Below are 12,858 nucleotides of genomic sequence, written 5' to 3'. Positions count from 1 at the left end.
CCATAAAAAAATAAGGACCTGGCTCATAAAAGACATCATTATGTAAAGCCGTTAACTTCCCTACGCTGGTACGAGCCAGATCAGGTCCAAAGGGTTAAGAAGATCACGCGCTTCTCTCTCAGCCTACGCATACGTTAGGCACCCCTAGTTTATCACTGATTTAATTTTCAATACTTTCCCATCATACACGATAATCTGAAAAATGCAAAGGTTATTTCTTTTTCTCTTTATGGAATCATCCACGTTAAATAATATGCTTGAACATACGTTATAATACCAACAATAATTACGAAGAACACCCTATTGTAAAAATAGTTTATGATTTAAAATGGGAGTTTAAAAACATCTTCACCACAAAGAGTGTTGAGAATCTCAACCATTGTATTAAGAAAATTAAGAATACTAATATACAAGAGTTTAAGAGCTTTACGAATGGATTAGCCCGGGATATTGAAGCTGTCAGAAATGCGGTAACTTATGAGAATAATAATGGTCTTGCCGAAGGGAGCATAAACAAGTTAAAGCTTATTAAAAGAATCATGTATGGTCGATGCAAATTCTCCACATTGCGGACAAAGATTCTACTTTTGGAGAGAATGAGACTTTTCAACTAACTCCGGGAAGAACCATTTTTTACTTGCCAAATACATTCATCAGTCCCGTTTGCCAAAGAGCCTTTGTCTCTGCTGTATTTCGCTACAACTGCTACTGTTACCTGCCATACAACCTGCAATAGAGATAGGTAACAATTTACTATACAAGGAACAAAATTGACCTGCTCCTCCATTTAGTGATTTAACTATCTTTATTATTCAGAGCTAAAACTCAAAGAAAAATCTCTTACATTTATTGTAACGTAATTCCCTTAATATGTTAATTATTTTTTTGTTGTCTTGTTAGTTAAAGGGGTACTTAGTACAAAAAATAACCGTAGATAGTAGCACGAACACTGTTCTTGTTATAATTTTTTTTTCAGAACGTCTATAATCCTCTTTTAAAAAATATATGTAAATATAATAAAAAACGAATGATTAATAGAAATATTCTACACCACTCGTTTTTTATCGGACTTCTTTTTACTGTACTTTTATTTTCTTTATGAGTTATTAGAAAAATAATTGTCTATATAAGTCTTTATTTTTTCAAAATTCTTTTCCATAAATAAGATTGCTGGTACTTCAATTATTGGAAGATTATTTTCATTATCAAAAGCTGGACACGGTTTGGGAACTACCAAATAGTCAACTGAGTTTTTATCCCTAATATAATTAATTGAAACATCATAATAATTAGAAAAATATTCCTTCAAATCATCCTGATTCCTTAAAAATGGTAGAGAAAATATTGAACCATAATTTATACCAGCGTCGACAATTAATACAAAGCATATTTTTTTCATGATACACCCTCCTCGTATAATAAGTTTTAAGTTAATAACTGTTCCTTGAAAATTAAATAGTTTTTATCTTCAAGAGCTACATCAAAAAAATGATGTATGGGTAAAATTTAGTCTTGGATACTGGGGGATTTTCCCAGATAATGGAAGTGTGGAAATGGATCCATCGGGAATATGCTTACTCCTCCTGTAGTTCGACCACGTTAAAAGACTGTGACCCAGACCAAAATGCACTGCATACGCACAAGCTGTATCGGTTTCCTTCACTTACCTCTCATAATGGTGGGAGGGGCAGCTTAGATGAAGGCAATCATTGAATACTCATACGCGAGGTTGTGGCTATGTTTTTGACTCTAGGGAGATCCCACAGTATCCAAGCTCATTCCAAATACTATTCAAAGAAAGGAGGTCCTTTCTTTGAGATTATTCGTAGCTATTGATGTAAGCTTTGAAAAACTTGATGTATGTTTTCTTGACAGTCATGACACTGTTTTGAAAGAAATTTGTCTTTCAAACGATGTGAATGGTGCCAATGCCATTAAGGAGGATGTTCTCCATTTTCATCAGTTGTACAACTATAAAAAAATTGTCATTGGTATGGAATCTACTTCCGTCTATAGTTTCCGTCCTTCCATGTTCCTAACGGAAGATAAGGATTTGAGGGCTTTAGACGTGGAAGTGGTCGTACAAAATCCAAAAGCCATCCATCGGTATAAAAAACTCTTTGAAGAAGATAAGACCGATAAAATAGATGCTTTCCGTATTGCCGATTTTTTACGAATCGGACGGTATAATAAGTTTCTTATCAAGGAGGAAAAATACGTTGCCCTTCAACGTTTAACACGATCTAGATATCAACTCGTTCACCAGCAAACAGAATGTAAGCAACACTTTCTGAAGAACCTTTACTACAAATGTAATACGTTATCGAAAGAGTTAAATACCTCTGTTTTTGGTGCGACGATGATGGAAATACTCTCAGATTCCCTTTCGTTGGATGAAATCGCAGAAATGGATCTAGAAGCACTCGCTACTCTTCTTCAGAAAAAGGGGAAAGGACGCTTTAGCGATCCGGAAGATTTAGCGAAAACCATCAAGAAAGCCATACGTGACTCCTACCGACTAGGTAAGGTCGTTCAAGACTCTGTGGACGTTGTATTAGCCACTTATGCACGATTGATTCAAACATTGAAAAAACAAATCAAAGAGATAGAAAAAAGCATTACTGCTTTATTCTAAGCCATTCCAGAAGCGAGATATTTAACAAGTGTTCCAGGCATTGGAGTCGTATACGCCACGGGAATCATTGCGGAAGTTGGACAAATTGAACGCTTTGAGAACGAAGCACAATTGGCCAAATACACCGGTCTTTACTAGAAAAAATCGCAATCTGGAAACTTTGAATCGGAACGAACACCCATGACACGAACGGGAAACCAGTATCTTCGTTATTACATGGTTGAAGCTACCAACTCTGTACAATTTCGTGAAGCTACTTACCGTGCTTATTATTTAAAGAAATATGATGAAGTTCCGAAATACAAACATAAAAGAGCCCTTGTCTAAAGCCGTAACTAGATTCGCTAAATTGTTTTTCAAATATTGAACCAAGCACTTGACTGATTGCTTGTTGAACAACCCTATCCACTACTGTCGGTATTCCCAATTTGCGCATCTTCCATAAAAAGAGCCAGGTCCATAAAAAAATAAGGACCTGGCTCATAAAGACATCATTATGTAAAGCCGTTAACTTCCCTACGCTGGTACGAGCCAGATTAGGTCCAAAGGGTTAAGAAGTTCACGCGCTTCTCTCTCAGCCTACGCATACGTTAGGCACCCCTAGTTTATCACTGATTTAATTTTCAATACTTTTCTATCATACACCATAATTTGGAAAATTAAAAGTTTATTTCTTTTGTTGTTTATGGAATCATCCACGTTAAATAATAAGCCTGAACATAAGTCATAATACCAACAATAATTACGAAGAACAAACTATGCTTCACTGTAAAACGGAACAAATCCGATTCTTTTCCAGCAAGACCAACCGCTGCACAAGCGATCGCAATCGACTGCGGGGAAATCATTTTACCTGTTACACCGCCTGTTGTATTTGCTGCAACGAGAAGCACTTCAGATACGCCGACTTGCTGCGCTGTAATGGCTTGTAAATTTGAGAACAGTGCATTCGCAGACGTATCAGACCCTGTTAGGAATACGCCAATCCAGCCTAAGAATGGTGAGAAGAACGGGAATAGTCCGCCAGTTCCAGCTAATGCTAACGCTAACGTGGAAGATAGACCAGAATAGTTTGCGATAAATGCAAACCCTAGTACGAATCCGATAGATAGAATTGGCATTTTTAATTCGCTTAACGTTTCTTTAAATGTCACTACTGCATCTTTTACATTCATTTTCAAAATAAACATGGAAATGATACAAGCAATTAAAATCGCTGTTCCGGTTGCCGATAATACATCAAACTTCAGAATTGCCTCGTAAGGCGTTGGTTTATTTACAATTGGCTCTGCTTTCATTACTAGATTATGCAGACCTGGAATTTCAAACTTAAATACAAGACTTTCTAAAGCCCCTCCTGGAGTGAATAATGCCTTAAAGAAACTTTGGCTCCAAATGACTACCATAACCGTTAATACGATAAATGGGGACCATGCCTTCACTACTTTTCCAAACGTTAATTTCGGCATCGATGCCGCTGTCGTTGTTGCTGCTACTTCACTATTTGCTTGCCCAGATTGATAAATTTCTTTCGGCTGCCAAACTTTTAAGAACAGCGCTAAACTAATTAAACTTACAAGTGCCGATGTAATATCCGGAAGTTCTGGTCCTAAAAATGTCGCTGTAATGAACTGCGTAATCGCAAATGAACTACCCGCTACAAATAACGCAGGCCACGTTTGTCGTATCCCCTTAAATCCATCCATTAAAAATACGATAAAGAATGGCACAAATAATGATAGGAACGGTAATTGATGCCCAGCCATTTGTCCAATTTTATGTGGATCAATACCTGTTACTTGTCCAGCAACTGTAATCGGAATTCCCATCGCTCCGAACGCCACTGGTGCAGTATTTGCAATCAAACAAAGACCTGCTGCGTATAAAGGATTTAACCCAAGCCCCGCAAGAAGTGCTGCTGTAATCGCTACTGGTGCCCCAAATCCTGCCGCTCCTTCTAAAAATGCTCCAAATGAAAATCCAATTAAAATAACGAGTAGACGATGATCGCTCGTAATCGATAATACCGATGCACGAATCACATCGAATTGACCTGTTTTCACAGAAATTTTATATAAAAATACCGACATAATGATAATCCAAGCAATTGGCCATAATCCGTATAAGAAACCATATCCGGTCGCTGCCATTGCCATCGTGAACGGCATTTTATAAGCGAATAACGCTACTAAAACTGTAAGTACAACTGTAATAAATCCTGCCACATACCCTTTCATGCGGAAAACTGCTAAAGCTAAGAAAAAAAAGATAATCGGAATAAGTGCTACCGCTGCCGAAATCCAAATGTTTCCGAATGGATCATAAACTTGTGTCCATGTGTTCATTGTTCTCTCCCCCTAAAGAATCCCCTTTTAAATAGAATAACCTCATCAATAGACTATCAGGTCATCATACCTTTAAGTCTAAAATAAAAAAACGTTTAAGAAAACGTTTTCAACAACTTTCATTTATACTGTACCATAACAATTTCCATTAAAAAAGATTTTTTTGAAAATTTTATCATTTAACGAAAAAATCTTACAAAATCGTCATGTTCCTGTAATGTTCATCGATAGAAAGCTTGCAAAATTTATTGCATAATAATAGTATAACAACGGACATTATTTATGAGGTGATATATATGAATGGAAACAAAATATTAGCTGCTTTATCGTACTTTAGTGTACTATTTGCCCCTATCTTATTCCCAATTATCGTTTGGATTGTGGGGGACGCTGAAACAAAGCCACATGCAAAACGTGCTCTATGGACACACATCATTCCAAGTATTGCTACATTTATCGGCGTAGCCATTTTAGGAATTATGGGCATGGGATCTGACCAAGCAGATGTAACACTTGGAATTGGATCAATGATTGTCTTAGCTATTTGCGGAATCATCAGCTTATACTACTTCATCTGGAACATTGTAAAAGGAATTAAAGTGCTGAAAGCTTAATTTTAAACAAACGTTTGTTTAAAAAAGGACCCTTGCAAATTGCAAGGGTCCTTTTCCTAATTCGTTCACTTTATCTTCTGCGTTTCTTCTTTTTTCTCATCATTTTCTTTCGGCGCGTATTCACTTTATCCGCTATAATGTGAAGCGTACTTGCCACAACAATTCCCATTAAGAACGTTACAATTTCAACCTCATGTTTCTTCGCAATTTCTATTAAATTACCATCCAGTGCGATTACATTTAATAGAAATAAAAATGGAGAAAAGACGATTAACATGTACGCAATACGAATCACATCACCAAGTATAATCGTATGCGTAAAGAAAGATCGATGCGGCATTACTTTTTTATAAGGATACCAAAATATACGTAAGAAACCCCATTTGTTATAAGCATTACTGTACGTATCTAAATCTGGTGTTAAAAATGAAGTACCTACTAAAAAACCAATTGCAAAAGTTAATAAAAAATCAAAATTTGTTAATCCATACGAAAAGAGAAAAAACAAAACAACCGGAAGGGATATTAAGTTTATTTTCGTATGCGTTCTTCCTGATGGCATAATGCACTTCCTCGCTTACGTTCGTCCTGTCACCTTATGACAGGTTTCACCTATTGACCTAATTTCTGATCGATAAATGTTGTGTCTATATCCGAACCAAACCATTCTGCCAACTTCACTCGTGCCTTATCTTTCACATCTTCATTGACGTATAACGACACCTGTATTAGTGCGGCCGTTAACGCCCCTAAATCATCCGTATAGCCAATTCCAGCAATGAAATCTGGAATCGCATCAATCGGTGCAATAAAATAAGCAAGTGCTCCAATTACAATAATTTTCACTCGTTTTGGAACATCGGGTCTTTGCAAAACGTAAAACAGTAATAAACTTGCATAAATGACCGACTGCCCAGCTTGCTTTGCAACATGTTTTACTTTCTTCCAAAACGCTTCAACTGAAAATTTTTGTTTCATGTAAAAAGCCTCCCTATTTTTAAAAAGAAATAAGCTACAATATGTTATCAGTAAAAGTTCATGGAAATTACACAAAACCTATCAATGAACTTTTATTGTAACAAACAAACCAAAAAAGAACAAGTGTTCGTTAATTTTCACACGATTTCCTTCATATAATAGATTTCTAGATAACCCTTACCCATCTTCGTTTCTTATTTCTCAACAAAGAAAATTTTCACTTCTACTTAACATTCTGCTCTACCTTTGTTATATTTTCTAGTTGACGGACATATAAACGAATGTTAAAGTTTTCTCTGGTAGTGACAAATCTTATACAAAAAATGTAAAATGTTATAGTGTTTCTCAGAAATGAATTTTGTTGTATAATACAGAAATGACGTTATGCTTATGAGCAACAAAAGAAACCAAAAGGGTATGCATAGTTATAGTCGTATATGGGTGAATATAGAACCTTTAATTATGGCCAAGAAAACTATGTATTTTTTATTTTAGCATTTTTCGCTCCAAAATCGACCAAGCCTGATAGAGAAAGGGTGGAAATGAATGAAAGAAACCTTGAAATCACAATTTCAAAATGTGCGTTTCACTGTATTCGTAGCTTTAGCCTTATGGCTAAAAACTTACCTTATTACACGCACAAGCTTTGACTTAAAACTTGAATCTTTCATGCAAGAATTCATTTTATTCCTTAGCCCATTAGCAGCATCATTACTGCTTGTTGGTCTTGCATTATTTGCAAAAGGGAAAAAACGTAACTATATAGCACTTGGAATTAATTTTGTCTTAACAATCGTTCTTGTTGGTAACGTAATGTTCTACGGATTCTACAATGACTTCGTTACATTACCGGTGCTAGGACAAACATCTAACTTCGGAAGTTTAGGTTCTAGTGTGAAAGAATTATTTAACTACAAAATTATCCTTGCATTTGCAGACATTATCGTTTTCTTCGTTCTATTAAAGAAAATGAAGAACTTTGCACCTACAGAGCGTGTAGCACGCCCGATGCGTTCTCTATACTTCGTATCAACAGTTGCTATTTTCTTCGCAAACTTAGGACTTGCAGAAGCTGAACGCCCAGAACTATTAACACGTTCATTCGACCGCGTTATGCTTGTTAAAAACTTAGGATTATATGTACACCAAGTATACGATCTTGGCTTACAAGCAAAATCAAGTTCACAAAAAGCGTTCGCTGACGGTAGTAAATTACAAGAAACAGAAAACTACGTAAAAACAACACAAAGTAAACCAGATCCAAATATGTTCGGTACTGCAAAAGGGAAAAACGTAATTGTTGTCTCTCTTGAGTCATTACAAACATTCTTAATTGGTGCAACAGTTAACGGACAAGAAGTTACACCATTCTTAAACCAATTTACGAAAGAAAGTTATTACTTTGATAACTTCTTCCATCAAACTGGTCAAGGTAAAACATCTGATGCTGAATTCCTAGTAGATACTTCGTTATATCCACTAGACCGCGGTGCTGTATTCTTCACACACGGTAACAATGAATATACAGCAACTCCAGAAATTTTACGTCAGCAAGGGTATCACACGTCGGTATTCCACGCAAACAACGCAACATTCTGGAACCGTAACATTATGTATCCAGCACTTGGTTATGATCGTTACTACAACGAACTTGACTACAAGATTACACCAGAAACAAAATTAAACTGGGGATTAAAAGATATCGAGTACTTCGATCAATCTATTGATATGTTAAAACAAGTGAAGCAACCATTCTATACTCGCTTCCTTACTTTAACGAATCATTACCCATTCACTTACGATGACAGTACAAAATTAATCGACGAATACAATTCTGGTGATGGAGTATTTGACCGTTACATGGTAACTGCTCGTTACTTAGACGAAGCAATGAAACACTTTATTGAGCGTCTAAAAGCAGAAGGTATTTACGACAACTCAGTAATCGTATTCTACGGTGACCACTACGGTATTTCTGAAAACCATAACCGTGCAATGGCACAGTTCTTAGGAAAAGAAGAAATCACTGCATTTGACCATATGAACTTACAAAAAACACCGATGTTTATTCACGTTCCAGGTCAAAAAGAAGGTAAAACAATTTCGAAACCAACTGGTGAAATTGACATTAAACCAACTATTCTAAACTTACTTGGTGTAGATTCTACAAATGACGTTCGATTCGGTCATGATGTATTCTCACCTGATAATAAAGGATTCGTTGTTCTTCGTGACGGTAGCTTCGTTACAGATAAATACATGTACACAAACAGTACATTCTATGACCGTGCTACTGGCGAAGTTGTACAATTACCGAAAGAAGAATCTCAACCACTAATTGATCGCGCCCAAAATGAATTGAACATGTCTGATAAAATCATTGAAGGTGACTTACTTCGCTTCTCTGAAAGTAATAAGATCAAAACTGGTGAAGTAAAAACAGTTATTAAAGAAGAAAAGAAGAGTGCTGAGTAATCTCAGCCTCTTTTTTTATTTTCTTCCATACAACTACTTATATTCATTAACTTTAAAATTACATAACCTTTACCAAATATTCACATAGTGTTAATGAAGAATCTCTATAATAAAATATGTAAACGAGGTTCTACATATTTCTTATCTCTCATCTTTCGTAAGATCCCTTAAAGAAGTGTGTAAATCTTTTGTTTCTACTTTCTTATAATTGTCTTTCAACATGTTTTGTTTCCATACACAAAACATTCAACGAGACAATGTCCCTATGAAAGATAGCTACCCTCCTTGTGCAGCATTCCATAAGAATGTTGCTTTTTTTTATTTAAAAGCAGGATTCTCATTCTTATTTTCGAATTTGTATATACAAAATGCTGTAAAGTGAAACTTTAATCAGCCCTCACCAATCGGGCAGCTACGGGCAGTTATTCGCCCAATTCACTTCTTTGCTCCACCCGAATTTTTAAGTAGGAGTTTTACTGCCCGTTAATGCGGGGTAAACCATCCTTACTTCTCTATGATTTACAAATACATATACGGTCATATGTAGAGAATTGCTTACATAAAAATTACTATAGTGATTTTTATCTCGCATGAATGAAAGTTTCACATTACTTACGTACTTACGAAAGGATGGGACGGAAATTGGCATACGAAAAATTTGTACTTTGGAATGATGAAGTTATTGATACAACAAAACAACAAACGTACATAGAACTTGAAGAGAGAGGTTCGCAGTTCGGAGATGGTGTCTACGAGGTTATTCGCCTATATAAAGGGAACTTTCACTTATTAGATCCGCACATAACGAGATTATATCGATCCATGGAAGAAGTAGAATTATCGCTCCCTTTCTCAAAAGCTGAGCTCATCACTTTACTTTACAAATTAATTGAACGAAACCATTTCCACGAAGATGGCACAATTTATTTGCAAGTATCTCGTGGTGTACAAGCTCGCACACATGTATTTTCATATGACACCCCTCCGACAATTTATGCCTATATTACAAAAAAAGAAAGACCAGCCTTATGGATTGAATATGGTATACGCGCTATATCAGAACCCGATACTCGATGGCTACGCTGTGACATTAAATCATTAAATTTATTACCAAACGTACTAGCTGCTACGAAAGCTGAACGGAAAGGCTGTAAAGAGGCACTTCTCGTAAGGAATGGTATTGTAACGGAAGGAAGCCATTCCAACTTCTTTTTAATTAAAAATGGAACTCTTTACACACATCCAGCCAATCACCTTATTTTAAATGGCATTATTCGTCAATATGTCCTTTCTTTAGCGAATACTCTTCACATTCCTGTACAGGAAGAACTTTTCAGCGTTCGTGACGTTTATCAAGCAGATGAATGCTTTTTTACAGGCACAACAATTGAAATTTTACCAATGACCCACCTTGATGGAACCGCGATTCAAGATGGGCAAGTTGGACCTATCACCAAAAAACTGCAAAAATCTTTTAATAAAATCTTGTTACAATCCAATATGTCATCTTCTTAAACACGAATAATTTCTGTCCTTTTATATTCAATATATGCATTTAAATGGAAATCAAGGTGTAAATTTATACCTTGATTTTTTCTTGTAATCTTTTTGTCATATTCAGATTCCCACATAAGCCTTGACAGTAATCGACATGCTCTTTAGAATTTTTAACAGTTGGTAAATATTTCTTCACTACATTACAGACAGAAAGGAATCGACAAATTATGAAAAAGTATCTTGCCGGTCTTGCGGCAGTGTCTGTAGCAGGAGGAGCAGCACCTACACTTGATAGTGTTCAAGCTGCACCTGAACAAAATACACAAAAAGCTGCTACAACTGTCCAAGCTTCTGCGTCAAACAACTCATCTTATACGGTAAACGCGAGCGTCTTACATGTTCGTGCGGGATCAAGCACTTCTCACGACATCATCTCACGCGTTTATAACGGTCAATCACTAAACGTGATTGGCGAAGAAAATGGTTGGTTCAAAATTAACATTAACGGAAAAACAGGCTTTGTTAGTGGCGAATTTGTATCAAAAAGTGGAGCAGCAAACAACAATGTAAGCACAGGTGGAAACAATAAAGTTACCGCTGATGTATTACGTGTACGTACAGCTCCTAACACTTCTAGTTCTGTTTCTGGACGTGTATATGCAGGACAAACATTAAACGTAATTGGACAAGAAAATGGTTGGGTGAAAATTAACCATAATGGACAAGTAGGTTATGTAAGTGGCGAATTCGTATCTGGCGTTTCTTCTAATGGGGGTTCTTCAAACAACAATACGAATAATAACAACCAAGAAGTAAAACCAGCAAGCGGAAACTATACAGTAAATGTATCTTCCCTTCGCGTTCGTACAGGTCCTAGCACTTCTCACACAACTGTAGGTTCTGTCAAAAAAGGACAAGTAGTACAAGTTGTCGGCGAAGTTCAAGATTGGTTCAAAATCAATTACGCAGGACAAACTGCTTATATAAGCAAAGACTACGTAACAAAAGGCGGTTCTAACGAAAACGTTACAGAAGGCAACAAACAAGAGCAAAACAATAATGGAACTATTCAAACTGGCGGTTCTTACGTAGTTAACGCTACATCTTTACGTGTTCGTACAGGCCCTGCCGCTTACCATAGTGTAATTGGTGGCGTTTTAAACGGTACAACATTAAACGTAGTTGGATCTGAAAACGGTTGGTTTAAAGTAAATTACCAAGGAAAAACAGGCTTTGTTAGCAGCGAATTTGTAAAATTCGTTAAAGGTGGCACTACTACTCCTGAGCAACCAAAACAACCTGAAAAACCTAACCAAGGTGCGATTGGTGACTACTACATTAATGCTTCTGCACTAAATGTACGTAGCGGCGAAGGTACAAATTATAGAATCATAGGCGCACTTCCACAAGGTCAGAAGGTTCAAGTAATCTCTGAAAACTCTGGATGGAGCAAAATTAACTACAACGGTCAAACTGGTTATATCGGAACACGTTACCTATCTAAAACACCAGTTGGAGGCGCAGTAGATAATAAGCCTAACAATAACCAAAATAACAATCAAAACAATAACAACAACAACAACAACAATAATAATACAGGTAATAATAGCGGCGACAGTTCTTCCGTACTTGCATACGCAAAATCAATGCAAGGTGTACCATACGTTTGGGGCGGAACTTCTGCTAACGGTGTTGACTGCAGTGGTTACATCTACCACGTATTTAAGAAATTTGGTCATAACATTAGCCGCCAAAGTGTTGCAGGATATTGGAGTAGCCTACCAAAAACTTCAAGTCCACAACCTGGTGACTTAATTTATTTCCAAAACACTTATAAATCTGGTCCTTCTCACATGGGTATCTACCTTGGGGGCGGATCATTTATCCAAGCTGGAGATAAAGGTGTAGCAATCGCTTCATTAAGTAACTCTTATTGGAAGAGCCACTTCTTAGGATACACGAAAGCACCTTAATTAATAGTTTCAAAGCCTTCTAGTTTACTAGAAGGCTTTTTTGCTATGAGTTCAACATATTACTCCCTTTCTCCTACCTTCTCTCTACAAAAATAATGTATCCATTCTTCCATTTCATACACTTTATTCTGCAAAAACAATGCATAACGTTATCATAATGTATATATTCCCATAAAAAACATAACCTATTTCATGTCTATTTATTTCATATGTGTTTTTTTGAAGAATTTTCTTTTTATTTAAACTTTTCATTAGACGTTTGACCTCCGATGTCCATTATGATAAGTTACTTAAGATGTTATATTCGTAAACGTATAGACAACTGGTTTATACACTGTTTT

Annotated in this window: 10 protein-coding genes, 3 pseudogenes and 2 riboswitches; of the genes and pseudogenes, 7 read left to right on the top strand and 6 right to left on the bottom strand. The window is 36.3% G+C overall.

Annotated elements, in window-relative coordinates:
- Nucleotides 1-40 precede the first annotated feature (40 nt).
- Nucleotides 41-156: riboswitch (TPP riboswitch) on the bottom strand.
- A 71-nt stretch (nucleotides 157-227) separates the two neighbouring features.
- A pseudogene (locus ACTFN4_RS16015) lies at nucleotides 228-299 on the bottom strand (L-lactate permease); the annotation flags it as partial.
- Nucleotides 300-302: 3 nt separating this feature from the next.
- Here ACTFN4_RS16015 and ACTFN4_RS16010 point away from each other — a divergent pair.
- Nucleotides 303-614: a transposase gene (locus ACTFN4_RS16010; RefSeq protein ID WP_370658478.1), complete on the top strand. Its 312-nt coding sequence runs from the start codon at nucleotides 303-305 to the stop codon at nucleotides 612-614.
- 482 nt (nucleotides 615-1,096) lie between these two features.
- Here ACTFN4_RS16010 and ACTFN4_RS16005 read toward each other — a convergent pair whose 3' ends face one another.
- Complete coding sequence (locus ACTFN4_RS16005) at nucleotides 1,097-1,399, bottom strand: hypothetical protein (RefSeq protein WP_095689990.1); 303 nt, start codon at nucleotides 1,397-1,399, stop codon at nucleotides 1,097-1,099.
- A gap of 414 nt (nucleotides 1,400-1,813) precedes the next feature.
- Between ACTFN4_RS16005 and ACTFN4_RS16000 the strand changes: the two genes are divergently transcribed.
- On the top strand, nucleotides 1,814-2,635 hold the full coding sequence (locus tag ACTFN4_RS16000; protein WP_370658486.1) for an IS110 family transposase: 822 nt from the start codon (nucleotides 1,814-1,816) through the stop codon (nucleotides 2,633-2,635).
- A gap of 3 nt (nucleotides 2,636-2,638) precedes the next feature.
- Nucleotides 2,639-2,962, top strand: a pseudogene (locus ACTFN4_RS15995) (transposase).
- On the opposite strand, the pseudogene ACTFN4_RS15990 reads toward ACTFN4_RS15995, so the two are convergent.
- Together ACTFN4_RS15990 and lldP are read right to left on the bottom strand one after the other, a co-directional pair.
- A pseudogene (locus ACTFN4_RS15990) lies at nucleotides 2,958-3,074 on the bottom strand (Retron-type RNA-directed DNA polymerase); the annotation flags it as partial. The pseudogenes ACTFN4_RS15995 and ACTFN4_RS15990 sit on opposite strands and share 5 nt — an antisense overlap.
- Nucleotides 3,075-3,131: 57 nt before the next feature.
- Nucleotides 3,132-3,247, bottom strand: a riboswitch (TPP riboswitch).
- Between the two features lie 71 nt (nucleotides 3,248-3,318).
- Nucleotides 3,319-4,980: an L-lactate permease gene (lldP, locus tag ACTFN4_RS15985; RefSeq protein WP_071740933.1), complete on the bottom strand. Its 1,662-nt coding sequence runs from the start codon at nucleotides 4,978-4,980 to the stop codon at nucleotides 3,319-3,321.
- Nucleotides 4,981-5,276: 296 nt separating this feature from the next.
- On the opposite strand from lldP, the gene ACTFN4_RS15980 reads away from it, so the two are divergent.
- Nucleotides 5,277-5,594, top strand: a complete 318-nt coding sequence (locus ACTFN4_RS15980) for a DUF4870 domain-containing protein (RefSeq protein WP_001014096.1) — start codon at nucleotides 5,277-5,279, stop codon at nucleotides 5,592-5,594.
- 70 nt (nucleotides 5,595-5,664) lie between these two features.
- Here ACTFN4_RS15980 and ACTFN4_RS15975 read toward each other — a convergent pair whose 3' ends face one another.
- The gene (locus ACTFN4_RS15975; protein WP_001139056.1) at nucleotides 5,665-6,156 is read right to left on the bottom strand and encodes a metal-binding protein; all 492 of its coding nucleotides are present in this window, start codon (nucleotides 6,154-6,156) and stop codon (nucleotides 5,665-5,667) included.
- A gap of 50 nt (nucleotides 6,157-6,206) precedes the next feature.
- On the bottom strand, nucleotides 6,207-6,572 hold the full coding sequence (locus tag ACTFN4_RS15970; RefSeq protein ID WP_000810369.1) for a YkvA family protein: 366 nt from the start codon (nucleotides 6,570-6,572) through the stop codon (nucleotides 6,207-6,209).
- Nucleotides 6,573-7,118: 546 nt separating this feature from the next.
- Between ACTFN4_RS15970 and ACTFN4_RS15965 the strand changes: the two genes are divergently transcribed.
- The 3 genes from ACTFN4_RS15965 to ACTFN4_RS15955 all read left to right on the top strand — a co-directional run bounded on the left by ACTFN4_RS15965 (nucleotide 7,119) and on the right by ACTFN4_RS15955 (nucleotide 12,517).
- Nucleotides 7,119-9,047 carry an LTA synthase family protein gene (locus ACTFN4_RS15965; protein ID WP_000665358.1) on the top strand — a complete coding sequence of 643 codons (1,929 nt, stop codon included), beginning with the start codon at nucleotides 7,119-7,121 and terminating at the stop codon, nucleotides 9,045-9,047.
- Between the two features lie 630 nt (nucleotides 9,048-9,677).
- Nucleotides 9,678-10,562, top strand: a complete 885-nt coding sequence (locus ACTFN4_RS15960; RefSeq protein ID WP_078186980.1) for a D-amino-acid transaminase — start codon at nucleotides 9,678-9,680, stop codon at nucleotides 10,560-10,562.
- Nucleotides 10,563-10,771: 209 nt separating this feature from the next.
- A complete protein-coding gene (locus ACTFN4_RS15955) occupies nucleotides 10,772-12,517 on the top strand; it encodes a C40 family peptidase (RefSeq protein WP_439962527.1) in 1,746 nt (581 codons plus the stop codon).
- Nucleotides 12,518-12,858: the final 341 nt, after the last annotated feature.

The organism is Bacillus cereus group sp. MYBK95-2, from assembly GCF_051915225.1.
Classification (GTDB): domain Bacteria; phylum Bacillota; class Bacilli; order Bacillales; family Bacillaceae_G; genus Bacillus_A; species Bacillus_A cereus.
The sequence above is the reverse complement of the archived record's forward strand: the minus strand, read 5'-3'. Positions and strand labels throughout refer to the sequence as shown.

Bases quoted from the DNA above. Each gene is read 5' to 3' on its own strand.
- ACTFN4_RS16005 (WP_095689990.1), bottom strand. From the start codon at position 1,399: ATGAAAAAAATATGCTTTGTATTAATTGTCGACGCTGGTATAAATTAT.
- lldP (WP_071740933.1), bottom strand. From the start codon at position 4,980: ATGAACACATGGACACAAGTTTATGATCCATTCGGAAACATTTGGATT.
- ACTFN4_RS15980 (WP_001014096.1), top strand. From the start codon at position 5,277: ATGAATGGAAACAAAATATTAGCTGCTTTATCGTACTTTAGTGTACTA.
- ACTFN4_RS15975 (WP_001139056.1), bottom strand. From the start codon at position 6,156: ATGCCATCAGGAAGAACGCATACGAAAATAAACTTAATATCCCTTCCG.
- ACTFN4_RS15970 (WP_000810369.1), bottom strand. From the start codon at position 6,572: ATGAAACAAAAATTTTCAGTTGAAGCGTTTTGGAAGAAAGTAAAACAT.
- ACTFN4_RS15965 (WP_000665358.1), top strand. From the start codon at position 7,119: ATGAAAGAAACCTTGAAATCACAATTTCAAAATGTGCGTTTCACTGTA.
- ACTFN4_RS15960 (WP_078186980.1), top strand. From the start codon at position 9,678: ATGGGACGGAAATTGGCATACGAAAAATTTGTACTTTGGAATGATGAA.
- ACTFN4_RS15955 (WP_439962527.1), top strand. From the start codon at position 10,772: ATGAAAAAGTATCTTGCCGGTCTTGCGGCAGTGTCTGTAGCAGGAGGA.